This window comes from Thauera aminoaromatica, from assembly GCF_000021765.1.
Lineage (GTDB): Bacteria > Pseudomonadota > Gammaproteobacteria > Burkholderiales > Rhodocyclaceae > Thauera > Thauera aminoaromatica.
Genome location: NC_011662.2, coordinates 230,896 through 251,882, shown reverse-complemented (window position 1 = coordinate 251,882; position 20,987 = coordinate 230,896). Strand labels below are relative to the sequence as shown.

Below are 20,987 nucleotides of genomic sequence, written 5' to 3'. Positions count from 1 at the left end.
GGGTCACGAGCCTCGTGTCCCCCCGCTGCCGCGGGCCTGCCCGTGTCTCCCCGGAGGCATCGGCAGGCCCGCGGCATTTTCGGCGCCCCGCCCGCGACAGGATGCCTCACCGCTGCGTATCCTTGGCGAACCTCCCTCCAGCCCTTCTCCGGAGCCCCGATCATGATTTCGAGCCTGTTCCTCTCGGCCACCAACCATCTGCTGTCCCAGGCCGGCTGGGCTCGCCAGCGCCTGCAGCCGCACGCGGGACGCACGGCGCGGCTGGTCCTCAGCCCTGTGGCCGAGATCGACTTTTCCGTGACCAACGAGGGTCAGCTCGCCGAGTGGAGCGGTGAGGAAGCACCCGAGGTGAGCCTGCGCCTCGCGGTGGCCGACCTGCCGCGGCTGCTGGTGGACGGACTGGAGACGGCGATGCGCCACGTGCGCATCGAAGGCAACGCCGAACTCGCCGAGGCGCTCGGCTTCGTCTTCCGTCATCTGCGCTGGGATGCCGAGGAAGACCTGGCGCGGCTGTTCGGCGACATCGCCGCCCACCGCCTGGTGGAAGGAGGGCGCAAGGTCGTGGACGAGGGCCGCCGCAGCCTGGAGCGCGCAAGCGGGAACGTGGCCGAATACCTTACCGAGGAATCCACCCTGCTCGTCCCGCGCAAGGCCCTGCCCGCATTCGCCGAAGAGGTGGTGGCGTTGCGCGACGCCGTGGCGCGCCTGGACAAGCGCGTAGCGAGGCTGGAAAAGCGGCGCTGAGCAAGCGGTACGCGCCCGGCTCGCATGTAGCCCGCGCCGCGCACCGAGCCCGGAAAACCGGCAAAAAAAAGCAGCTCGAGGTGAGCTGCTTTCGGGATGTCGAACGCGCCGGCGGACCGGCGCGCTCCGGTCTCAGTGACCGCGCTTGCGCAGGCGCTGGATCGCGGCGAGCTGCGCCACCGCTTCCATGAGCTCGGCCTGGGCCTTGGCATAGTCCAGACGCGCGGTCTGGTTCGCCATGGTTTCCTCAGCCTTGCGCTTGGCTTCGAGCGCCTTCGCCTCGTCGAGGTCCTTGCCGCGGATCGCGGTGTCGGCGAGCACCGTCACCAGACCCGGTTGAACCTCCAGCAGGCCTCCCGCGACGAAGATCAGCTCTTCCTCGGTCGCGTTTTGGGCACGCACGCGCACGGCACCCGGCTTGATCCGGGTCATCAGCGGCATGTGACCGGGCAGGATGCCCAGCTCGCCCGCTTCGCCCGGCAATGCGACAAACTCGGCCAGCCCGGAGAAGATCTGCTCTTCCGCGCTGACGATGTCGACATGAACCGTCATAGCCATTGTGTTTCCCCTTGATGTCCCGCACGCCGCTTGCACGACGCGCGGGCGGCCTCGTTACTGGAGCTTCTTCGCCTTCTCGATGGCCTCGTCGATGTTGCCGACCATGTAGAAGGCCTGTTCAGGCAGGCTGTCCAGTTCGCCGGAGACGATCATCTTGAAGCCCTTGATCGTGTCCTTGAGCGAGACGTACTTGCCCGGCGAGCCGGTAAACACTTCCGCAACGTGGAAGGGCTGCGACAGGAAACGCTGGATCTTGCGCGCGCGTGCCACCGACAGCTTGTCTTCCGGCGACAGCTCGTCCATGCCCAGAATCGCGATGATGTCGCGCAGTTCCTTGTACTTCTGCAGCGTCATCTGAACCTGACGCGCCACGTTGTAGTGCTCTTCACCCACGACCAGCGGATCGAGCTGGCGCGAGGTGGAGTCGAGCGGATCGACGGCCGGGTAGATACCCAGGGCAGCGATGTCACGCGACAGCACGACGGTGGAGTCGAGGTGCAGGAAGGTGGTGGCAGGCGACGGGTCGGTCAAGTCGTCCGCAGGCACATACACGGCCTGGATCGAGGTGATCGAACCGACCTTGGTGGAGGTGATGCGCTCCTGCAGGCGGCCCATTTCTTCGGCCAGCGTCGGCTGGTAACCCACCGCGGACGGCATACGCCCCAGGAGCGCGGACACTTCGGTACCGGCCAGGGTGTAGCGGTAGATGTTATCCACGAAGAACAGGATGTCGCGGCCTTCGTCCCGGAAGCGCTCGGCCATGGTCAGGCCGGTCAGCGCCACGCGCAGACGGTTGCCCGGGGGCTCGTTCATCTGACCGAACACCATCGCGACCTTGTCGAGAACGTTGGAGTCCTTCATCTCGTGGTAGAAGTCGTTACCCTCACGAGTACGCTCACCCACGCCAGCGAACACCGACAGACCGGAGTGCTGCTTCGCGATGTTGTTGATCAGCTCCATCATGTTCACGGTCTTGCCGACGCCGGCGCCACCGAACAGACCCACCTTGCCGCCCTTGGCGAACGGGCAGATCAGGTCGATAACCTTGATGCCGGTCTCGAGCAGTTCCACCGACGGCGACAGCTCGTCGAACTTCGGCGCCTTCTGGTGAATGGCACGCAGCTCGTCGGTCTCGATCGGGCCGGCGTCGTCGATCGGGCGACCCAGCACGTCCATGATGCGGCCGAGCGTACCCATGCCGACAGGCACGGAAATCTGCGTGCCCGTGTTCGCAACCTTCATCCCGCGGCGCAGGCCGTCGGAAGAACCCATCGCAATGGTGCGCACCACGCCATCACCGAGCTGCTGCTGAACCTCGAAGGTCAGGTTCGCTTCGGCGAAGGAGTCGGCCACGTCCTCGAGCTTCAGGGCGTCATATACCTTGGGCATCGAATCACGCGGGAACTGGATGTCCACCACGGCGCCGATGCACTGAACGATCGTACCTTGACTCATCGTCATATCCTTAATTCAATAATGCCTTACACCGCGGCGGCGCCGCCGACGATTTCCGACAGCTCCTTGGTGATTGCGGCCTGACGGGTCTTGTTATAGACCAGCTGCAGTTCGCCTATCACGTTCTTGGCATTGTCGGACGCGGCCTTCATCGCCACCATGCGCGCACTCTGTTCGGATGCCATGTTCTCAGCCACAGCCTGGTACACCAGCGCCTCGACGTAGCGCACCAGCAGCTCGTCGATGACGACCTGCGGGTCCGGCTCGTAGAGGTAGTCCCAGGAGCTCTCCGGCGTACCCAGCTGTTCGCCGGTGAGCGGCAGAAGCTGCTCGAGCACCGGCTCCTGCTTCATCGTGTTGATGAAACGGGTGTAAGCCACGTAAACCGCGTCGAGCTCGTCGTTCTGGAACGCATCGAGCATGACCTTGACCGGACCGATCAGCTTTTCCAGGTGCGGCGTGTCACCCAGCTGGGTGACATTCGACACCACCTTGACGCCCATGCGCTGCATGAAGCCCAGACCCTTGTTGCCGATGGCGCAGGCACGGATCTCGGTCACGCCCGAGGACTCCCAGTCCTTCATGGCGTTGAGCGCAATACGCTGGACGTTGGTGTTGAGGCCACCGCACAAGCCCTTGTCGGTGGTCACCAGGATCAGGCCCACCCGCTTGACCTGGTCCTTGCGGACCAGGAAGGGGTGCTTGTAGTCGGTCACATTGGCCTGGGACAGGTTCGCGGCGAGTCGGCGGATCTTTTCGGCAAAGGGGCGGGCGCTACGCATCCGGTCCTGCGCCTTGCGCATCTTGGATGCAGCCACCATCTCCATGGCCTTGGTGATCTTGCGCGTGTTTTGCACGCTCTTGATCTTGGTACGGATTTCCTTACCGCTAGCCATATTCCGTCTCCCTCGCCGGCCTTAAGCCCAGCTCTTCTTGAACTCGGCGATCGCGGCAGCCAGGGACTTTTCGCCTTCGGCGTCGAGTTCCTTCTTGCTCAGGATCGAGGAGACCAGGGCGGCCTGCTTGGTCTTGACGAACTGGATCATCGCGGACTCGAAAGCCAGCACGCGACCCACGTCGACATCGTCGAAGTAGCCGTTGTTCACCGCGTACAGAACGATGGCCATGTCGGCGATCGACATCGGCGAGTACTGGGCCTGCTTCATCAGCTCGGTGACGCGGCGGCCGCGCTCCAGCTGCTTCCGCGTGGCATCGTCCAGGTCGGAGGCGAACTGGGCGAACGCAGCGAGTTCGCGATACTGTGCGAGGTCGGTACGGATACCGCCGGAGAGCTTCTTGACGACCTTGGTCTGGGCTGCACCACCGACGCGGGACACCGAGATACCGGCGTTGATCGCGGGACGGATACCGGCGTTGAAGAGGTCGGTCTCGAGGAAGATCTGGCCGTCGGTAATCGAGATCACGTTGGTCGGAACGAACGCGGACACGTCGCCGGCCTGGGTCTCGATGACCGGCAGCGCAGTCAGCGAACCGGTCTTGCCCTTGACCTCGCCGTTGGTGAACTTCTCGACGTAGTCGGCGTTGACGCGTGCGGCACGCTCGAGCAGACGGGAGTGCAGGTAGAACACATCGCCCGGGTAGGCTTCACGGCCAGGCGGACGGCGCAGCAGCAGCGACACTTGGCGATACGCCCAGGCCTGCTTGGTGAGGTCGTCGTAGACGATCAGCGCGTCCATGCCGCGGTCGCGGAAGTACTCGCCCATGGTGCAGCCGGCGTAGGCAGCCAGATACTGCATGGCGGCCGACTCCGACGCGGTGGCGGCGACGACGATGGTGTATTCCATCGCGCCGTTCTCTTCGAGCTTGCGCACGACGTTCGCGACAGTCGAGGCCTTCTGGCCGATGGCCACGTACACGCAGTACATGTCCTGGCCCTTCTGGTTGATGATCGCGTCGACCGCGACGGCGGTCTTGCCGGTCTGGCGGTCGCCGATGATCAGCTCGCGCTGGCCACGACCGATCGGCACCATCGAGTCAACCGACTTCAGACCGGTCTGCACCGGCTGCGAAACGGACTGACGGGCGATGACGCCCGGCGCGACCTTTTCGATCTTGTCGGTAAGCTTGGCGTTGATCGGGCCCTTGCCGTCGATCGGCTGGCCGAGCGCGTTCACGACGCGGCCGATCAGCTCGGGGCCGACCGGAACTTCGAGAATGCGGCCGGTGGCCTTGACGGTGTCGCCTTCGGTGATGTGCTCGTATTCGCCGAGCACCACGGCGCCGACGGAGTCGCGCTCGAGGTTGAGCGCCATGCCGAAGGTGTTGCCGGGGAACTCCAGCATTTCGCCCTGCATGACGTCGGTCAGGCCATGAACGCGGGTGATGCCGTCGGTGACGGAGACCACCGTACCCTCGTTGCGCGACGTGGCGGCGAGCTGCAGGTTCTGGATCCGGCTCTTGATCAGATCGCTGATTTCAGAGGGGTTGAGTTGCATAGACATTTATGCTCCTAGTTCTTTAGCGCAGCGGCCATGTTCGCGAGCTTGCCGCGGACCGAGGCGTCGATGACTTCGTCGCCGACGGCGATGCGGACCCCACCGATCAGTTCGGGGTCGATACTGACGGAGACATTGACGGCGGCCTTGAAGCGGGCTTCGAGGTCGGCCTTCAATGCGGCCAGAGCGGCATCGTCGAGCGGGAAGGCGGAGGCGATTTGCGCCTCCCGGACGCCTTCGTGTTCGTTCTTGAGAGCAACGAACAGGTCACGGATCTCCGGAAGCACCTGCAGACGTTCGCTTTCCACGAGGACGCGGACGAAATTCTGCTGTTCGGCGGTCAGGTCACCCGAGACACCCAACACGAGCTGGCAGAGCTGCTCGGCGGACAGTTTGGGATCGTTGAAGCACGCCTTCATGCCGGAATCGGCCGCCACGAGGGCAAGCCGATCCAGCGCTTCCGACCAAGGCCCCAGCGCACCTGCCCCGCGAGCCAGCTCGAAGGCGGCATCCGCATAGGGGCGCGCGATGGTGACGTTCTCGGCCATGACTTATTGCAGTTCCTGTTTCAGGTTGGCAAGCAGCTTCGCGTGCACCTTGGCGTCGATCTCGCGGCGCAGGATCTTCTCCGCGCCGGCGACGGCCAGATGGGCGACCTGGTCGCGCAGGGCTTCCTTGGCACGCTGCGTGGCGGCACCGGCTTCGTGCTCGGCGGCCTCGCGCGCGGCGGCAATGATGCGACTGGCTTCGGCGCGGGCCTCGTCGATCAGCTGGCTCGCCTGCTTTTCAGCGGAGGTCCGCACATCACCCGCGGATTCGCGGGCCTTGCGCAGTTCCTCGACGACCTTCTTCTCGGCGAGTGCCAGATCGGCCTTGGCCTTGTCCGCAGCTGCCAGCCCGTCTGCGATCTTGTTCGCACGCTCGTCCAGCGCCTTCACGATGGGCGGCCACACGAATTTCATCGTGAACCACGCCAGAATGAAGAACACAACGAGCTGGGCTATCAGGGTTGCGTTCAAATTCACGGTTCTTGGCCCTCAGGTTGGTTCAAAAAAGGATGAACTCGAACCGATCAGAGCTGGAACGGGTTGGCGAAGGCGAACATCATGGCGATACCGACACCGATCAGGAACGCGGCGTCGATCAGACCGGCCAGGAGGAACATCTTGGTCTGCAGGGCGTTCATCAGCTCGGGCTGGCGAGCCGACGCCTCGAGGTACTTGGAACCCATGATGCCGATACCGATACAAGCACCGATCGCACCCAGACCGATGATCAGACCAGCAGCCAGAGCAACAAAACCCAGAACGTTTTCCATGACGACTCCTTAGTGGGGAAGTAAGTTTAAAAACCAGGTACTACGCTGAAGGTGAAACCGAAACTCTTAGTGGCTCTCGTGCGCCTGACCGACATACACCAGAGTCAGCATCATGAAGATGAAGGCCTGGAGGGTGATGATCAGGATATGGAAGATCGCCCAGATCGAACCCGCGATCACGTGACCGAGGAAGCCGAACACGGTGGCGGTGCTGCCCAGCAGCGCGATCAGGATGAAGATCAGCTCGCCGGCGTACATGTTGCCGAACAGTCGCATGCCGTGCGAGACGGTCTTGGCGACGAACTCGATGATCTGCATCGCGAAGTTGATCGGATACAGCAGCGGATGGCTGCCGAAGGGAGCGGTGAAGAGCTCGTGCACCCAGCCACCGACACCCTTGATCTTGATGTTGTAGTAGAGACACAGCAGCAACACGCCGGTGGACATGCCGAGCGTCGCGGAGAGGTCGGCGGTCGCCACCACACGCATGTAGGCGTGGGCGGGGTCGCCACCACCGGCGGCGTACATGCCTTCCCAGATGCGCGGCAGCAGATCGACCGGCAGCAGATCCATCGCGTTCATCAGGAAGATCCACACGAACACGGTCAGCGCGAGCGGCGCGACGAAGCGGCGCGACTCGGCGCTATGGACGATACCCTTGGCTTGGTCGGCCACCATGTCGACTAGGATCTCGACGATTCCCTGGAAGCGCCCCGGAACGCCCGAGGTCGCCTTGCGCGCGGCAAGCCAGAGCAGGAAGACGGTGAGCGCACCGATCACGATCGAATAGAACATCGAATCGAGGTTGATGACGCTCCAGTCGATGATGTTTTCTTGCGCGTGTCCGGTGTTGTTGAGGTGCGTCAGGTGGTGAATGACGTACTCGGATGCGGTGGGGGCGTGCCCTTCTGTAGCCATGGTCAGGTCTTTACCAAAAATGCAAACAAATTCGCCTTAAGCGCCAGGATGAGACCGACCAGCATGCCCCCCCAATGGAGGTCAGGATAGACGGCCCACACCAGCACCAACAATCCCACGATCGAGGCGATCTTGAGGAACTCGCCTGCGACGAAGGCAGTCACACTCGCCGTACCGGACCTGCGCGTGATCGCCGCGAGGCGCAACGCGAACAGACCGCTCGGCAGCACGCATGCCAGTCCTGCTCCTGCGGCGGAGACCGCTCCGCTGACGCCGAAGAGCGCGCCCGATAGGGCCGCTGCGACGAGCGTCGCGATCACCTGCAGTATGACAGCTTTAAGCATCCGGTGTTATCGCGTGCGCGTCTGAGACGCCGGCGACCGCCTGAAATCCCGCGGATGGTAGGGGTTTACCGCAGCAAAGTCAAACCTTGGATGCGCTGCAACAAGGGTAAATGCATTGCTGTTGTATCTTATAGAAGACATAACATAACGAGCCTTCGCCATTGCGGTCACGCGGCCCCGGAGGAAACGCATGGAGGGGCGCGCATCCGCCTCGGCAAACGCGGTGATCAGTGTGAGGAAAGGCCGGCCGCAGGGCGGCGCCGGTCTGCGTCCGGGATGAGTCAGCGCAGCCTGCCGAGCACGCCGTCCAGCTGGTCGAGGCTGCCGAAACGGATCGTGAGCTCGCCAGCACCGTTCTTGTTGGCCTTGATCTTGACCGTCGCGCCGATCGCGTCCGCGATCTCCTCTTCCAGGCGCAGCAGGTCGCGGTCGGGCGGCGGCACAGGCTTCTTCTGGCGCGGGTTCAGGATCTGCTGTACCAGCCGTTCGGTGTCGCGCACGGAAAGCTGGCGCGCGGCGACCTGGTTGCCGAGCTGGATCTGACTGGCGGCGTCGAGCGGCAGCAGCGCGCGCGCATGACCCATGTCGAGGTCACCCGCCATCAACAGCTCCTGCACCGGTTTGGCGAGATTGAGCAGGCGCAGCAGGTTCGACGCCGCGGGGCGTGAGCGGCCGACCGCGTCGGCGGCCTGCTGGTGGGTCATGTCGAACTCGTCGATCAGGCGCTGGATGCCGCCGGCCTCTTCGAGCGGATTGAGGTCCTCGCGCTGGATGTTCTCGATCAGCGACATCGCCAGCGCGGCCTCGTCGGGTATCTCGCGCACCAGGCAGGGGACCTCGGCCAGCCCGGCGATCTGCGAAGCACGCCAGCGCCGTTCGCCGGCGATGATCTCGTAGGCGTCCTCGCCCACCGGACGCACCATGATCGGCTGCATCACGCCCTGGGCCTTGATCGAGGCCGCGAGTTCCTCCAGCGAACCCGGATCCATGCGCGTGCGTGGCTGGTACTTGCCGGGCTGCAAGGCGATCGTGGGCAAGGACTGCAGTTCGCCCTTCTCGGCCTCCTCTTCCTGGTTCGCGGCCAGCAGCGCGTCGAGTCCGCGGCCGAGGCCCTTGAGTCTGGGTTTGTTCATGTCGGCTCCGGAATTCAGAAGATCTTCGCGCGCTCGATCATCTCGTGCGCGAAGGCCATGTAGGCCTGCGCACCCTTGGCGGACTTGTCGAACACCACACCAGGCATGCCGTGGCTGGGCGCCTCGGCCAGGCGCACGTTGCGCGGCACGATGGCGCGGAAGACCTTGTCGCCGAAGTGACCCTCGAGCTGGTTCGAGACCTGCTGCTGCAGGGTCACGCGCGGGTCGAACATCACCCGCAGCAGGCCGATGATCTTGAGGTCGCGGTTGAGGTTGGCATGCACCTTCTTGATCGTGTTGACCAGGTCCGAAAGCCCCTCGAGCGCGTAGTACTCGCACTGCATCGGGATGATCACCCCGGTGGCGCAGCACAGGCCGTTGAGGGTCAGCATCGACAGCGAGGGCGGGCAGTCGATGAGGACGAAGTCGTAGTCGTCGACGAAGGCGGCGAGCGCGTTGCGCAGGCGCTTCTCGCGCTGGTCGAGGTTGACCAGCTCGACCTCGGCGCCGGCGAGGTCCCGATTGGCCGGCAGCACGTCGTAGCCGCCGGTGGGCGAGGCCACCCGCACCCCGGCGAGGTCGACCATGCCCACCAGCAGGTGATACACCGAACTCTTCAGGTCGCGCTTGTCGACCCCGCTGCCCATGGTGGCGTTGCCCTGCGGATCGAGGTCGATCAGCAGCACGCGCTGCCCGGCCTGGTGCAGGGCGGCGGCGAGATTGACGCAGGTGGTGGTCTTGCCCACCCCGCCCTTCTGGTTGGCGACGCAGAATATCTTGGCCATGTCGGTTCAGGCTGTTCCGGTTGGAAGGCTCGCACACACGGTGCAAACCCTGGAGTGTACTTCAATGCGGCGATGCAGCATGCACGACGCTTCTCAGGGCCGCAGTGTCACGCCCGCCGGATGACCAGCAGATGACGCTCGGCGCCCAGCCCCGGCACCGTGAGCGCATGGGTCTCCGCCACCGCCCAGCCCGCAGGCAGCGCGGCGATCTCGTCGACCGGATTCACGCCTTTCATCGCGTACAGCGCGCCGCCCTCGGCGACGAGGTGGCCGGACAGCGCGACGAAATCCGCCAGGCTGGAGAAGGCCCGCGAGATCGCGCCTTCCGGCGCGCCGCCGGGCAGCGACTGCGGCCGAACCTGCTCGACGCGCTGGTTCAGCACGCTGAAGTTGTCCAGCCCGAGCTCGATCTTCGCCTGCTGCTGGAAGCTCGCCTTCTTGCCCACGGTCTCGATCGAGGACACCACCAGCCCGGGGCGCACGATCGCCAGCACCACGCCCGGCAGGCCGCCCCCGGAGCCGATGTCGGCGAGCCGGTTCACCGCCTCCAGCTGCGGCAGCACCGCGAGCGAGTCGAGCAGGTGGTGAGTGATCAGCTCCTGCGGCGAGCGGATCGCCGTGAGGTTGTAGACCTTGTTCCACTTCAGCAGCAGCTCGCCGAAGGCGAGCAGGCGGTCGATGGTCTCCTGCGGGAGGGCGAGGCCGAGCGCGGCGATGCCGTCGGCGAGCCGGGCGGCGTAAGGCTGCAGGCGCCCGCTCACTGCAATTCTCTCCCGTCGCGATGCGAGCTCTTCCCCATGGAAGCTGTGCGCTTGCCTTCCGGCCGCCATACGAGCGCGCTCATGCCGCCGGCCTCCGTGCCACGTCGTCGCCCGCGTCCGCAGGCGCCGCAAGCTCGGGCGCCACAGCGCCCGCGCGCGCCGCCAAGTCGCGGCGCTTGAGCCACACCAGCAGCAGCGAGATCGCCGCCGGGGTCACGCCCTGGATACGGCCGGCCTGGCCGATGGTCTCGGGCTTGTGCTGGTTGAGCTTCTGCTGCACTTCCTTGGACAGGCCGCGCACCTGGGCGTAGTCGAGGCCAACCGGCAAGCGCGTGGCCTCGGCCTGCATCTGCTTCGTGACCTCGTCCTGCTGGCGGTCGATGTAGCCCTGGTACTTGGCGGCGATCTCGATCTGCTCGATCACCTGCGCGTCGGTCTCGCGCTCGTCCGGCGCGCCGGGCAGGCTCATCAGCGAGGCGTAACTGGTCTCCGGCCGGCGCAGCAGCTCGAAGTAGCGCTGCTCGCGCTCGAGCGCCTTGCCGAGCACGCGCTGCTGGTCCTCGGCCGGAATCGCCTCCGGCCGCGCCCACGCCGCCTTCAGCTGCGCCGTGCCACGCTCGATGGCCTCGCGCTTGGCGCAGAAGGCGGCCCAGCGCACGTCGTCGACCAGGCCCAACTCGCGGCCCTTCCCGGTCAGGCGCAGGTCGGCGTTGTCCTCGCGCAAGCTGAGGCGGTACTCGGCGCGCGAGGTGAACATGCGGTAGGGCTCGGACACGCCGCGGGTGATCAGGTCGTCCACCAGCACGCCCAGGTAGGCCTCGTCGCGGCGCGGGCACCAAGGCTCGCGCCCCTGCACCTGCAGCGCGGCGTTGGCGCCGGCGAGCAGGCCCTGAGCGGCGGCCTCCTCGTAGCCGGTGGTGCCGTTGATCTGGCCGGCGAAGAAGAGCCCGCCGATCGACTTGGTCTCCAGGCTGGACTTGAGGTTGCGCGGGTCGAAGTAGTCGTACTCGATGGCGTAGCCGGGGCGCAGGATGTGGGCGTTCTCCAGGCCGCGGATGCTGCGCACGATCTGCAGCTGCACGTCGAAGGGCAGCGAGGTGGAGATGCCGTTAGGGTAGATCTCGTGCGTTTCCAGGCCCTCGGGCTCGAGGAAGATGTTGTGGCTGTCCTTGTCGGCGAAGCGGTGGATCTTGTCCTCGATCGACGGGCAGTAGCGCGGCCCCACGCCCTCGATCACGCCGGAATACATCGGCGAGCGGTCGAGGTTGGCGCGGATCACGTCATGCGTGCGCTCGTTGGTCTGCGTCATCCAGCACGGCAGCTGGCGCGGGTGCTGCGAGGCATGGCCGAGGAAGCTGAACACCGGCACCGGGTCGTCGCCCGGCTGCACCGTCATCACCGAGAAGTCGATCGTGCGCGCGTCCAGCCGCGGCGGCGTGCCGGTCTTCAGGCGCCCCTGCGGCAGCGCCAGCTCCTTGAGCCGCGCACCGAGCGAGATCGCCGGCGGGTCGCCCGCGCGCCCGGCGGAGTAGTTCTGCATCCCCACATGCACCAGGCCGTTGAGGAAGGTGCCCGCGGTCAGAACGACCGTCGGCGCCTCGAAGCACAGGCCGATCTGGGTGACCACGCCGGTGACGCGGTCGCCGACCACCGTGAGGTCGTCCACCGCCTGCTGGAACAGCCACAGGTTCGGCTGGTTCTCCAGCCGCCGGCGGATCGCCGCCTTGTACAGCACGCGGTCGGCCTGGGCGCGGGTGGCGCGCACCGCCGGGCCCTTGGACGCGTTGAGGATGCGGAACTGGATGCCGCCCTCGTCGGTGGCCGCCGCCATCGCGCCGCCGAGCGCATCGACCTCCTTCACCAGGTGGCCCTTGCCGATGCCGCCGATCGAGGGGTTGCAGCTCATCGCCCCGAGCGTCTCGATGTTGTGGGTGAGCAGCAGCGTGGCCGCGCCCATGCGCGCCGCGGCGAGCGCAGCCTCGGTCCCGGCGTGACCGCCGCCGACCACGATGACATCGAAACGGGTGGGATAGAGCATGGCGCGCTCCGTGCTGCAATGCGTGAACAAGGGGCAGGATTCTACGCGCTTCGGACGCGAGCGGCCAGGTTCCGCGCTAATGTTTCACGGAAAATTGCAATTCAAACATCAGCTTATTGCTTTCCTTCGCGAGCGTTTCCACGCCCCCCGAAGCGCCACCACGGCAGCACCCGGCTCATCGACAGCACCTCGCCGCTCTGCATCGGCGCGTAGCCGGGCAGGTCGGCCAGGCGCTGCTGCCATGCGGCGGTGCGCAGCAGCGCGAGCAGGGCGCGGGTGGCGTCGTGCTCCAGGGTGGACTTGAGGCAGGCGAGGAAGTAGGCCTCTTCGACCAGCGGCACGAAGTCCAGTCCGCGGCCGCGCGCGCTCGCCTCGATGCCGAAGCCGGCGTCGGCCTGACCGCTCGCCACCGCCTGCGCGACCGCGGCGTGCGAGGGTTCGTCATTGGCGTAGCCCTCGATCGCGGCGGGCGCGAGGCCGAGCTCGCCGAGCAGCTCGTCGAAAATCACCCGCGTGCCGGTGCCGCGCGCGCGATTGACGAAGCGCACGCCGGGGCGCGCGAGGTCGGCGAGGCCGTGCAGGCCGCGCGGATTGCCGCGTGCCACGATCAGGCCCTGGCTGCGGCGGGCGAAGCCGATCAGCTTGTGCAGGCCGGGGCGCAGCAGCGGCTTGTAGGTGCGCTGCGAGTGTGACGACGACCCCCGCGAGCCCGGCACCGCCGGCAGGCGCACGTGGAAGCCGGCCATGGTGCAGCGGCCCTCGTTCAATGCGCGGATCGCATCGACGCTGCCGGTGAAGCGGATGTCCAGGTGCAGGCCGCGGGTCCGCGCCTCCTCGCCGAGCGCGGCGAGCGCCTCGTCGTGGCTGGCGTGGAAGGACAGCACATGCACCGAATCGTCGAAGGCGATCGCGAAGGCGCGCTCGAGGTCGGCGCGCAGCGCCTCGATCTGCGGCAACAGGCGAGCCTGCACCTGGCGCTCGGCGAGCAGCAGCTTGGCGCCGAACTCGGACAGGCGCGCGGCCTGGCCCTTCTCCCACAGGATCAGCGGCTGGCCGAGCTCGAGCTCCCAGCGCTTGAGCTCGCCCCAAACGTGGCGGTAGGAGAGGTCCAGCACACGCGCGGCGGCGGAGATCGAGCCCTGCTCGCGCACCGCCTGCAGGAGGTCGAGCAGGGGATTGTGGAGCGGCGCCGACCCCGTGTCCGCGCCGAGTACGTAGTTCAGCCTGATCCTGCGCATCTGCCGTCCGCTCTCCGTGTCTGCCGCCATCGTGACGGCCTCGTGCGAGGTTAGCGCAAGCGCGTCGTCCGCGGCGAGCCCGCGCCCCCGGGGCATAAGGCCTGGCCGAGACGAAACCGGACGTCCCGCTGCTGTGCCTTTCAATTTGCAAGGGCCCGGCACCCTGCTACACTTCGAAGTGTAATTGTTTGAACTCCAATAGTTAGCGTGCCTAACATTTTCCTTTCCCGAGGAACCGACATGGACAGCGTCAATCTCGAGACCTTGCGCCAGGCCGTCGCCTGGCAGGCGGCCGGACTGCCGGTCACGCTCGCGACGGTGGTGCGCACCTGGGGCTCCTCGCCGCGACCCGAAGGCGCGTTGCTGGCGATCTGCGGCGACGGACGCCTGGCCGGCTCGGTCTCCGGCGGCTGCATCGAGGACGACCTGAGTGATCGCCTGCGCACGCAATGGCTCGAGCGCCCGGAGCTCGTCACCTACGGCATCACCGCGGACCAGACCCGGCGCTTCCAGCTACCCTGCGGCGGCTCGCTGAGCCTGGTGCTCGAGCCGCTGCACGCCGGCAGCCGGCTCGCCGAGACGCTCGCGCGCATCGAGCGCGGCGAACTGCTCGCACGCCGGCTGAGCCTCGCCACGGGCGCCGTGGAGCTGCTCGACTCCGTCCCGGACACCGCGGTGGTGTTCGACGGCTCCCGGCTCACCGCGGCCTTCGGGCCGCGCTGGCGCATGCTGATCGTCGGCGCCGGCCAGCTCTCCGCCTATCTCGCCCAGTTCGCGCTCGCCCTCGACTACCGCGTCACGCTCAGCGAGCCGCGCGAGGAATACCGCGCGAGCTGGACGCTGCCCGGCGTGGAGATCACCACCGAGATGCCCGACGACGCGGTCGCCGCGATGCGCCCCGACCGCCGCAGCGTGATCCTCGCCGCCGCCCACGATCCCAAGCTCGACGACCTCGCCCTCATCGACGCGCTGCACAGCGACGCCTTCTACATCGGCGCAGTGGGCTCGCGCGCAACCAGCGCCGCCCGCCGCGAGCGCCTGCGCCTGTTCGACCTCGGCGACGCGCAGATCGCCCGCCTGCATGCACCGGCAGGCCTGCCGCTGGGCAGCCGCACACCGCCCGAGATCGCGCTCGCGATCGTCGCCGACCTCACCGCGCGCCGCAACGGCACGAGCCTGACGGCCGCAGTCGCACGCCCGGCGACGGAGTCCGCCGCATGCCCGCTCGCACGCGCGGCCTGATCGTCGGCATCCTGCTCGCCGCCGGTGCCGGCAGCCGCTTCGGCGGCGGCAAGCTCGTCGCCCGCCTGGCCGACGGCCGCGGCGTGGCCGCGACCACCTGCGCCCGCCTGCTGCCGGCCGTCGACTTGGTGGTGGCGGTCGTTCCCGCCCAGCCCGGCACGCTTGAGGACGAGCTGCGTGCGGCGGGTGCCGAGGTGGTTCGCTGTGGCGCCGAGCACCCCGGCATGGGCGTCAGCATCGCCTGTGGCGTGGCCGCCACCGCCGATGCCGCAGGCTGGCTGGTCGCACTTGGCGACATGCCGCTGGTGCCCACCGCCCAGCACCGCCTGGTCGCCGACGCGCTGCGCGCCGGCGCCGCCATCGCCGCCCCCGTCTGCCGGGGCCGCCGCGGCCATCCGGTGGGCTTCGCCGCGCGCTTCGGTGACGAGCTGCGCGCCCTCGCCGGCGACGAAGGCGCACGCGCACTGCTCGCTCGCCACCGTGGGGCGCTGGTCGAACTCGCTGTCGACAACGACGCCAGCTGGCTGGACATCGACACGCCGTCCGACCTGGCCGCCGTGAATCACCGCCTCGGCAGCCACTGAACGCCCGCCCCTCGCACGGCAAGCACGGACCGCCCGGGCTCCCGCCGCACCCATCCTATGCAAAATCCCCCATAGCGAAGCAACACGAGCAATCTTATTCGTGGATATCTAACTATCTGCAACGTCATGATTTAACTTGACTTTATAATTTTGTGATACGCAGATATTGATTTCTTGATATTTTTTTGTATCATTAAGTCAAGCCGCTGCACGACCCTCTTGCGGCTCCTTCCCGACAGGAGGTCCCCATGCTCGACCACCCTTCCCCCGCAAGCGGCGCGCACCGCAGCTACGGCGTCGAACGCCGGGGCACCGACTCCGCGATCCTCGGCGAGGACGCGGTCGCCGAAGAGGCGCCGGTCGCCCTCGTCTATAACGGCTTCTCCCACGCGGTGATGCTCGCCACCCCGCAGGATCTCGAGGACTTCGCGCTCGGCTTCACGCTCAGCGAGGGCATCGCCGCGAGCGCGCGCGAGCTCCACGACATCGACGTGGTGGAGCACGCCCTCGGCTGCGAGGTGCGCATGGCGCTCGCCAGCGAGCGCTTCGCCGCCATGCGCGAACGCCGCCGCGCGCTCGCCGGGCGCACCGGCTGCGGCCTGTGCGGCATCGAGAGCCTCGCCCAGTTGCAGCGCCCGCTGCCGCCCGCCCGCCTCGCCGACACCGCGATCCAGCCCGGCGCGCTCGAGCGCGCCCAGGCTGAGCTCGCCGCGTTGCAGCCGCTGTTCCAGCTCACCGGCGCGGTGCATGCGGCGGCGTGGTGCCGGCGCGACGGCAGCGTCGCGCTGGTGCGCGAGGACGTCGGCCGCCACAACGCGCTCGACAAGCTCATCGGCGCGATCGCCACGCGCGGCTGCGGCTTCGACGACGGCTTCGTGCTGATGACCAGCCGCGCCAGCTACGAGATCGTGCAGAAGGCCGCCACCGTCGGCATCGCCGCGATCGCCGCGCTCTCGGCGCCGACCGGCATGGCGGTGCGCCTGGCCGAGGCCGCGGGCGTCACCCTGGTCGGCTTCGCGCGCGGCCACCGCCACAGCGTCTACACCCACCCGCAACGCATGCACTGAGCGAGGAGTCCGCGATGACCGCCGCCACCGCCCGCAACGAACGCAAGATTCCGAGCTACTGCTACAACTGCGTCGCCGGCCCCGACTTCATGACCGTCAAGGTGATCGACGGCGTGGCCACCGAGATCGAACCAAACTTCGCCGCCGCCGAGGTTCATCCCGCACGCGGCCGCGTGTGCGTGAAGGCGCACGGCCTGGTGCAGAAGACCTACAACCCGCACCGCATCCTGCAGCCGATGAAGCGCACCAACCCGAAGAAGGGGCGCAACGAGGATCCGGGCTTCGTGCCGATCTCCTGGGACGAGGCCCTCGACACCATCGCCGCCCGCCTCGCCGGGGTGCGCGAGAAGGGCCTCGTCGACGACTCCGGCCTGCCGCGCGTGGCGGCCAGCTTCGGCCACGGCGGCACGCCGGCGATGTACATGGGCACCCTGCCCGCCTTCCTCGCCGCCTGGGGGCCGATCGACTTCAGCTTCGGCTCCGGCCAGGGCGTCAAGTGCGTGCACTCCGAGCACCTCTACGGCGAGTTCTGGCACCGCGCCTTCACCGTCGCCGCCGACACGCCCAACTGCCGCTACGTGATCTCGATCGGCAGCAACGTCGACGCCTCCGGCGGCCCGTGCGCGGTCACCCGCCACGCCGACGCGCGCGTGCGCGGCTACAAGCGCGTGCAGGTCGAGCCCCACCTGTCGATCACCGGCGCCTGTGCGTCCGAGTGGGTGCCGATCCGCCCCAAGACCGACCCCGCCTTCATGTTCGCGCTGATCCACGTGCTGGTGTGCGAGCACGGCCTCGGGCAGCTCGACCTGCCCTTCCTGCGCGACCGCACGTCCTCGCCCTACCTGGTCGGCCCCGACGGTCTCTATCTGCGCGCCCCCGACAGCGCGAAGCCGCTGGTGTGGGATCCCGCCGCCGGCCGCGCCGTGCCCTTCGACACCCCGGGCGTCGAGCCCGCGCTCGAAGGCCGCTTCCGCGTCGCCGCGGCGGTGACCGTGGATGCCGACGACGCCCGCCATGCGCTCGTCGACGTGGAGGGCACGCCCGCCCACACGATGCTGGTCGAGCACATGCGCAAATACACGCCGGAGTGGGCGGAGGGCATCTGCGACGTGCCCGCGACCACCATCCGCCGCATCGCGGGCGAGTACCTCGAGAACGCGCAGGTCGGCGCCACCATCGAGGTGGACGGCGCCACCCTGCCGCTGCGCCCGGTCGCGGTCACCCTCGGCAAGTCGGTGAATAACGGCTGGGGCGCCTTCGAGTGCTGCTGGGCGCGCACGGTGCTCGCCACCCTGGTGGGCGCGCTCGAGGTGCCGGGCGGTACCCTCGGCACCACGGTGCGGCTGAACCGCCCGCACGACGACCGCCACCTTAGCGTCGCCGCTGGCGAGGACGGCTTCATGGCGCAGAAATTCAACCCCACCGACAAGGAGCACTGGGTCGCCCGGCCCACCGGCCGCAACGCCCACCGCACCCTGGTGCCGATCGTCGGCAACTCGGCATGGAGCCAGGCGCTCGGCCCCACCCAGCTGGCGTGGATGTTCCAGCGCGAGGTGCCGCGCGACTTCAACATGCCCAAGCCGACCCTGCCCGACATCTGGTTCATCTACCGCTCCAACCCGGCGATCTCGTTCTGGGACACGCCCAGCCTGGTGGAGACGATCGCCACCTTCCCCTTCACCGTGTCCTTCGCCTACACGGTGGACGAGACCAACTTCTTCGCCGACCTGCTGCTGCCCGAGGCCACCGACCTCGAATCCCTGCAGATGATCAAGGTCGGCGGCACCAAGTTCGTCGAGCAGTTCTGGACCGCGCGCGGCGTGGTGCTGCGCCAGCCGGCGGTCGAGCCGCAGGGCGAGGCGCGCGACTTCACCTGGATCAGCACCGAGCTGGCGCGCCGCACCGGCCTGCTCGAGCCCTACAACAAGGCGATCAACCGCGGCGCCGGCGGCGTCTCGCCGCTCGCCGGCGAGGGCTACGACTTCAGCCTCGACCCCACGCGCACGCACGACGTGGACACGATCTGGGACGCCATCTGCCGCGCGGCGAGCACCGATCTCTCGCAGGGGCAGGAGACCCACGACCTCGCCTGGTTCAAGGAGCACGGCTTCTACACCGTGCCGATGCCGCAGCGCTCGTGGTACCTCACCCCCACCCTGGCCGAGAAGGGCCTGCGCTACGAGCTGCCCTACCAGGAGCGCCTGCTGCGCATCGGCCGCGAGCTCGGCAACCGCCTGCACGAGCACGACATGCACTGGTGGGACACCCAGCTCTCCGAATACACCGCCCTGCCCGAATGGCACGACGTTCCCGGGCGCTGGGAGCAGGCCCTGGTCGACAGCGGCGCGAAGCCCGAGGACTACCCGCTGTGGCTGCTCGCCACCAAGAGCATGCAGTACCACACCGGCGGCAACGTCAGCATCGCGCTGATGCGCGAGGTGGCGCAGAACGTGCGGGGCCACGCCGGGGTGATCATGAACGCCAACACCGCCAGGCGCCTCGGCATCGCCGACGGCGACCGCGTCGAGATCCGCTCGCACATCGGCGCCACCTACGGCAAGGCGGTGCTCGCCCACGGCATCCGCCCCGACACCCTGGTCATCCCGGGCCAGTTCGACCACTGGGCCACCCCGGTCGCCAAGGATTTCGGCATGCCCAGCCTCAACACCGTGGCGCCGATGTCGCTCGAACTCACCGACGCCACCGGCTCGGGCGCCGACATCGTGCGCGTGGCGATCCGCCGTCTCGAAGGGAGCACCGTGCAATGACCCGCTATGTGATGAGCATCGACCTGCGCCGCTGCGTGGGCTGCCAGACCTGTACCGCGGCGTGCAAGAACGCCAACGCCACCCCGCCCGGCGTGCAGTGGCGCCGCGTGCTCGACCTCGAGACCGGCGAGTTCCCCGACGTGCGCCGCAGCTTCCTGCCGACGGCCTGCATGCACTGCGCCGAGCCGCCGTGCGCGGCGGTCTGCCCCACCGAGGCGACGCAGAAGCGCCGCGACGGCCTGGTCACCATCGACTACGACGTGTGCATCGGCTGCGCCAACTGCGTGATGGCCTGTCCCTACGAGGCGCGCTCGATCGTGCACGAAGCGCGCTTCGCCTACGGCGAGCAGCCGATCGCCTCCGAGGCGATCCGCTTCGACCCGTCGCGCATCTCGGTGGCGACCAAGTGTTCTTTCTGCAAGGAACGCATCGACGCCGCCGCGGCGAGCGGACGCATCCCCGGGCGCGACCCCGAGGTCACCCCGGCCTGCGTCAACTCCTGCATCTCGGGCGCGATGGTCTTCGGCGACATCGACGACCCCGACAGCGCGGTCAGCCGCCTGCTCGCAAAAACCCAGCACTTCCACATGCACGAGGAGCTCGGCACCGGGCCGAGCGTCTATTACATCTGGGATCACGCCTGATGAAACCGAACCGTTCCCCCCTCCCCGGCCAGCCCGCACCCCGCCTGCAGCAGCACTGGGACTGGCGCGCCGCCGGCAACTTCATCTGCGGCGGCAGCGGCGGCGGGCTCGTGCTGTTCGCCGGGCTCGCCGGCCTCGCCGGTGTCGAGGTGCGCCCGCAACTCGCCGCCGGCCTGCTCCTCGTCGCCCTCGGGCTGCTGTGCGTCTGGTTCGAGATCGGCCGACCGTGGCGCGCGCTCAACGTCTTCCGTCACATCCGCAGCTCGTGGATGACGCGCGAGGCCTCGGTCGCACTGGCGCTGTTCGGCGCGGGCGTGCTCGCCCTCTACACCGCCCACCCCGCCGCGCAGGCACTCGCCGGGCTGTGCGGCCTCGCCTTCGTCTACGCCCAGGCGCGCATCCTCGCCGCCGACAAGGGCATCCCCGCCTGGCGCCATGCGCGCTGCGCGCCGCTGGTACTGGGCACCGGACTGGCCGAGGGCGCGGGCCTGATCGCCACCACCCTGGCGGGCGGGCTGCAGATCGCCGCCGCGATGGCCCTCGTGCTCGCCCTGTGCGCCCGCCTGCTGCTGTGGAGACGCTACCTCGACGGCCTGCGCGCCGATCGCGCCCCGGCCCCCAGCGTGCAGGCCTTCGAGGCGATCGCGGCGCGCATGGTGCGCGTCGGCCACCTGCTGCCGGCTGGGCTCGCGCTGCTCGCCGCGGCGGGCATCCTCGCCGGCGTGCCCGGCGCGGGCAGCGCGCTCGCCGCGGCGGGTCTGCTGGCTGCCGGCGCCGGCTGGTGGTTCAAATACACCCTGATCCGTCGCGCCGCCTTCACCCAGGGCATCGCGCTCAAGCATCACCCCGTGCGCGGCGGCAAGCCCGCCGGCCTCGCCAGCGCACCCCGCCTCGGCAACGCCTGAGCGGCCATGCGGGCGGGCGCCTCACAGCG

General features: G+C 68.0%; 21 protein-coding genes. 7 read left to right on the top strand and 14 right to left on the bottom strand.

Annotated features, from left to right (window positions below):
- Window positions 1-162: 162 nt before the first annotated feature.
- Window positions 163-744, top strand: a complete 582-nt coding sequence (locus tag TMZ1T_RS01025) for a ubiquinone biosynthesis accessory factor UbiJ (protein ID WP_004301636.1) — start codon at window positions 163-165, stop codon at window positions 742-744.
- Window positions 745-876: 132 nt separating this feature from the next.
- On the opposite strand, the gene TMZ1T_RS01020 is transcribed toward TMZ1T_RS01025, so the two are convergent.
- The 14 genes from TMZ1T_RS01020 to TMZ1T_RS00955 all read right to left on the bottom strand — a co-directional run bounded on the left by TMZ1T_RS01020 (window position 877) and on the right by TMZ1T_RS00955 (window position 13,748).
- Window positions 877-1,302 carry a F0F1 ATP synthase subunit epsilon gene (locus TMZ1T_RS01020; protein WP_004301635.1) on the bottom strand — a complete coding sequence of 142 codons (426 nt, stop codon included), beginning with the start codon at window positions 1,300-1,302 and terminating at the stop codon, window positions 877-879.
- 54 nt (window positions 1,303-1,356) lie between these two features.
- Window positions 1,357-2,757 (bottom strand): F0F1 ATP synthase subunit beta, encoded by a 1,401-nt coding sequence (atpD, locus tag TMZ1T_RS01015; protein WP_004301634.1) that lies wholly within the window; start codon window positions 2,755-2,757, stop codon window positions 1,357-1,359.
- Window positions 2,758-2,783: 26 nt separating this feature from the next.
- Entirely contained in the window at window positions 2,784-3,653 is an 870-nt protein-coding gene (gene atpG / locus TMZ1T_RS01010) for a F0F1 ATP synthase subunit gamma (protein ID WP_004301632.1), read from the bottom strand.
- Between the two features lie 21 nt (window positions 3,654-3,674).
- Window positions 3,675-5,213: a F0F1 ATP synthase subunit alpha gene (atpA, locus tag TMZ1T_RS01005; RefSeq protein ID WP_004301630.1), complete on the bottom strand. Its 1,539-nt coding sequence runs from the start codon at window positions 5,211-5,213 to the stop codon at window positions 3,675-3,677.
- A gap of 14 nt (window positions 5,214-5,227) precedes the next feature.
- The gene (locus TMZ1T_RS01000) at window positions 5,228-5,761 is read right to left on the bottom strand and encodes a F0F1 ATP synthase subunit delta (RefSeq protein WP_004301629.1); all 534 of its coding nucleotides are present in this window, start codon (window positions 5,759-5,761) and stop codon (window positions 5,228-5,230) included.
- Between the two features lie 3 nt (window positions 5,762-5,764).
- On the bottom strand, window positions 5,765-6,238 hold the full coding sequence (locus TMZ1T_RS00995; RefSeq protein WP_012584301.1) for a F0F1 ATP synthase subunit B: 474 nt from the start codon (window positions 6,236-6,238) through the stop codon (window positions 5,765-5,767).
- A gap of 47 nt (window positions 6,239-6,285) precedes the next feature.
- The gene (atpE, locus tag TMZ1T_RS00990) at window positions 6,286-6,531 is read right to left on the bottom strand and encodes a F0F1 ATP synthase subunit C (RefSeq protein ID WP_002925444.1); all 246 of its coding nucleotides are present in this window, start codon (window positions 6,529-6,531) and stop codon (window positions 6,286-6,288) included.
- A 66-nt stretch (window positions 6,532-6,597) separates the two neighbouring features.
- On the bottom strand, window positions 6,598-7,449 hold the full coding sequence (gene atpB / locus TMZ1T_RS00985) for a F0F1 ATP synthase subunit A (RefSeq protein ID WP_004301627.1): 852 nt from the start codon (window positions 7,447-7,449) through the stop codon (window positions 6,598-6,600).
- A 2-nt stretch (window positions 7,450-7,451) separates the two neighbouring features.
- The gene (locus tag TMZ1T_RS00980; protein WP_004301624.1) at window positions 7,452-7,793 is read right to left on the bottom strand and encodes an ATP synthase subunit I; all 342 of its coding nucleotides are present in this window, start codon (window positions 7,791-7,793) and stop codon (window positions 7,452-7,454) included.
- A 281-nt stretch (window positions 7,794-8,074) separates the two neighbouring features.
- Entirely contained in the window at window positions 8,075-8,926 is an 852-nt protein-coding gene (locus TMZ1T_RS00975; protein WP_004301623.1) for a ParB/RepB/Spo0J family partition protein, read from the bottom strand.
- Window positions 8,927-8,940: 14 nt separating this feature from the next.
- The gene (locus TMZ1T_RS00970) at window positions 8,941-9,711 is read right to left on the bottom strand and encodes a ParA family protein (RefSeq protein WP_004301621.1); all 771 of its coding nucleotides are present in this window, start codon (window positions 9,709-9,711) and stop codon (window positions 8,941-8,943) included.
- Between the two features lie 107 nt (window positions 9,712-9,818).
- Window positions 9,819-10,472: a 16S rRNA (guanine(527)-N(7))-methyltransferase RsmG gene (gene rsmG / locus TMZ1T_RS00965; RefSeq protein ID WP_004301620.1), complete on the bottom strand. Its 654-nt coding sequence runs from the start codon at window positions 10,470-10,472 to the stop codon at window positions 9,819-9,821.
- A gap of 79 nt (window positions 10,473-10,551) precedes the next feature.
- Complete coding sequence (gene mnmG / locus TMZ1T_RS00960) at window positions 10,552-12,510, bottom strand: tRNA uridine-5-carboxymethylaminomethyl(34) synthesis enzyme MnmG (RefSeq protein WP_004301618.1); 1,959 nt, start codon at window positions 12,508-12,510, stop codon at window positions 10,552-10,554.
- 113 nt (window positions 12,511-12,623) lie between these two features.
- On the bottom strand, window positions 12,624-13,748 hold the full coding sequence (locus TMZ1T_RS00955) for a substrate-binding domain-containing protein (protein WP_004301616.1): 1,125 nt from the start codon (window positions 13,746-13,748) through the stop codon (window positions 12,624-12,626).
- Window positions 13,749-13,988: 240 nt separating this feature from the next.
- Here TMZ1T_RS00955 and TMZ1T_RS00950 point away from each other — a divergent pair, with 240 nt between their 5' ends.
- From TMZ1T_RS00950 to TMZ1T_RS00925, 6 genes are all read left to right on the top strand, one after another.
- Window positions 13,989-14,990, top strand: a complete 1,002-nt coding sequence (locus TMZ1T_RS00950) for an XdhC family protein (RefSeq protein ID WP_004301614.1) — start codon at window positions 13,989-13,991, stop codon at window positions 14,988-14,990.
- Window positions 14,966-15,574, top strand: a complete 609-nt coding sequence (locus tag TMZ1T_RS00945) for a nucleotidyltransferase family protein (RefSeq protein ID WP_004301609.1) — start codon at window positions 14,966-14,968, stop codon at window positions 15,572-15,574. Before TMZ1T_RS00950 ends, TMZ1T_RS00945 begins: the two co-directional genes overlap by 25 nt.
- Window positions 15,575-15,822: 248 nt before the next feature.
- Window positions 15,823-16,641, top strand: a complete 819-nt coding sequence (fdhD, locus tag TMZ1T_RS00940; RefSeq protein ID WP_004301608.1) for a formate dehydrogenase accessory sulfurtransferase FdhD — start codon at window positions 15,823-15,825, stop codon at window positions 16,639-16,641.
- 14 nt (window positions 16,642-16,655) lie between these two features.
- On the top strand, window positions 16,656-19,409 hold the full coding sequence (locus TMZ1T_RS00935; RefSeq protein WP_012584299.1) for a molybdopterin-dependent oxidoreductase: 2,754 nt from the start codon (window positions 16,656-16,658) through the stop codon (window positions 19,407-19,409).
- Window positions 19,406-20,053, top strand: a complete 648-nt coding sequence (locus TMZ1T_RS00930; protein WP_004301603.1) for a 4Fe-4S dicluster domain-containing protein — start codon at window positions 19,406-19,408, stop codon at window positions 20,051-20,053. The genes TMZ1T_RS00935 and TMZ1T_RS00930 overlap by 4 nt, the downstream gene beginning before the upstream one ends.
- On the top strand, window positions 20,053-20,958 hold the full coding sequence (locus tag TMZ1T_RS00925; RefSeq protein WP_012584298.1) for a DmsC/YnfH family molybdoenzyme membrane anchor subunit: 906 nt from the start codon (window positions 20,053-20,055) through the stop codon (window positions 20,956-20,958). The genes TMZ1T_RS00930 and TMZ1T_RS00925 overlap by 1 nt, the downstream gene beginning before the upstream one ends.
- Window positions 20,959-20,987: the final 29 nt, after the last annotated feature.

Coding starts and splice junctions, on each gene's coding strand:
- TMZ1T_RS01025 (WP_004301636.1), top strand. CDS start 163: ATGATTTCGAGCCTGTTCCTCTCGGCCACCAACCATCTGCTGTCCCAG.
- TMZ1T_RS01020 (WP_004301635.1), bottom strand. CDS start 1,302: ATGGCTATGACGGTTCATGTCGACATCGTCAGCGCGGAAGAGCAGATC.
- atpD (WP_004301634.1), bottom strand. CDS start 2,757: ATGAGTCAAGGTACGATCGTTCAGTGCATCGGCGCCGTGGTGGACATC.
- atpG (WP_004301632.1), bottom strand. CDS start 3,653: ATGGCTAGCGGTAAGGAAATCCGTACCAAGATCAAGAGCGTGCAAAAC.
- atpA (WP_004301630.1), bottom strand. CDS start 5,213: ATGCAACTCAACCCCTCTGAAATCAGCGATCTGATCAAGAGCCGGATC.
- TMZ1T_RS01000 (WP_004301629.1), bottom strand. CDS start 5,761: ATGGCCGAGAACGTCACCATCGCGCGCCCCTATGCGGATGCCGCCTTC.
- atpE (WP_002925444.1), bottom strand. CDS start 6,531: ATGGAAAACGTTCTGGGTTTTGTTGCTCTGGCTGCTGGTCTGATCATC.
- atpB (WP_004301627.1), bottom strand. CDS start 7,449: ATGGCTACAGAAGGGCACGCCCCCACCGCATCCGAGTACGTCATTCAC.
- TMZ1T_RS00980 (WP_004301624.1), bottom strand. CDS start 7,793: ATGCTTAAAGCTGTCATACTGCAGGTGATCGCGACGCTCGTCGCAGCG.
- TMZ1T_RS00975 (WP_004301623.1), bottom strand. CDS start 8,926: ATGAACAAACCCAGACTCAAGGGCCTCGGCCGCGGACTCGACGCGCTG.
- TMZ1T_RS00970 (WP_004301621.1), bottom strand. CDS start 9,711: ATGGCCAAGATATTCTGCGTCGCCAACCAGAAGGGCGGGGTGGGCAAG.
- mnmG (WP_004301618.1), bottom strand. CDS start 12,510: ATGCTCTATCCCACCCGTTTCGATGTCATCGTGGTCGGCGGCGGTCAC.
- TMZ1T_RS00955 (WP_004301616.1), bottom strand. CDS start 13,748: ATGCGCAGGATCAGGCTGAACTACGTACTCGGCGCGGACACGGGGTCG.
- TMZ1T_RS00950 (WP_004301614.1), top strand. CDS start 13,989: ATGGACAGCGTCAATCTCGAGACCTTGCGCCAGGCCGTCGCCTGGCAG.
- TMZ1T_RS00945 (WP_004301609.1), top strand. CDS start 14,966: ATGCCCGCTCGCACGCGCGGCCTGATCGTCGGCATCCTGCTCGCCGCC.
- fdhD (WP_004301608.1), top strand. CDS start 15,823: ATGCTCGACCACCCTTCCCCCGCAAGCGGCGCGCACCGCAGCTACGGC.
- TMZ1T_RS00935 (WP_012584299.1), top strand. CDS start 16,656: ATGACCGCCGCCACCGCCCGCAACGAACGCAAGATTCCGAGCTACTGC.
- TMZ1T_RS00930 (WP_004301603.1), top strand. CDS start 19,406: ATGACCCGCTATGTGATGAGCATCGACCTGCGCCGCTGCGTGGGCTGC.
- TMZ1T_RS00925 (WP_012584298.1), top strand. CDS start 20,053: ATGAAACCGAACCGTTCCCCCCTCCCCGGCCAGCCCGCACCCCGCCTG.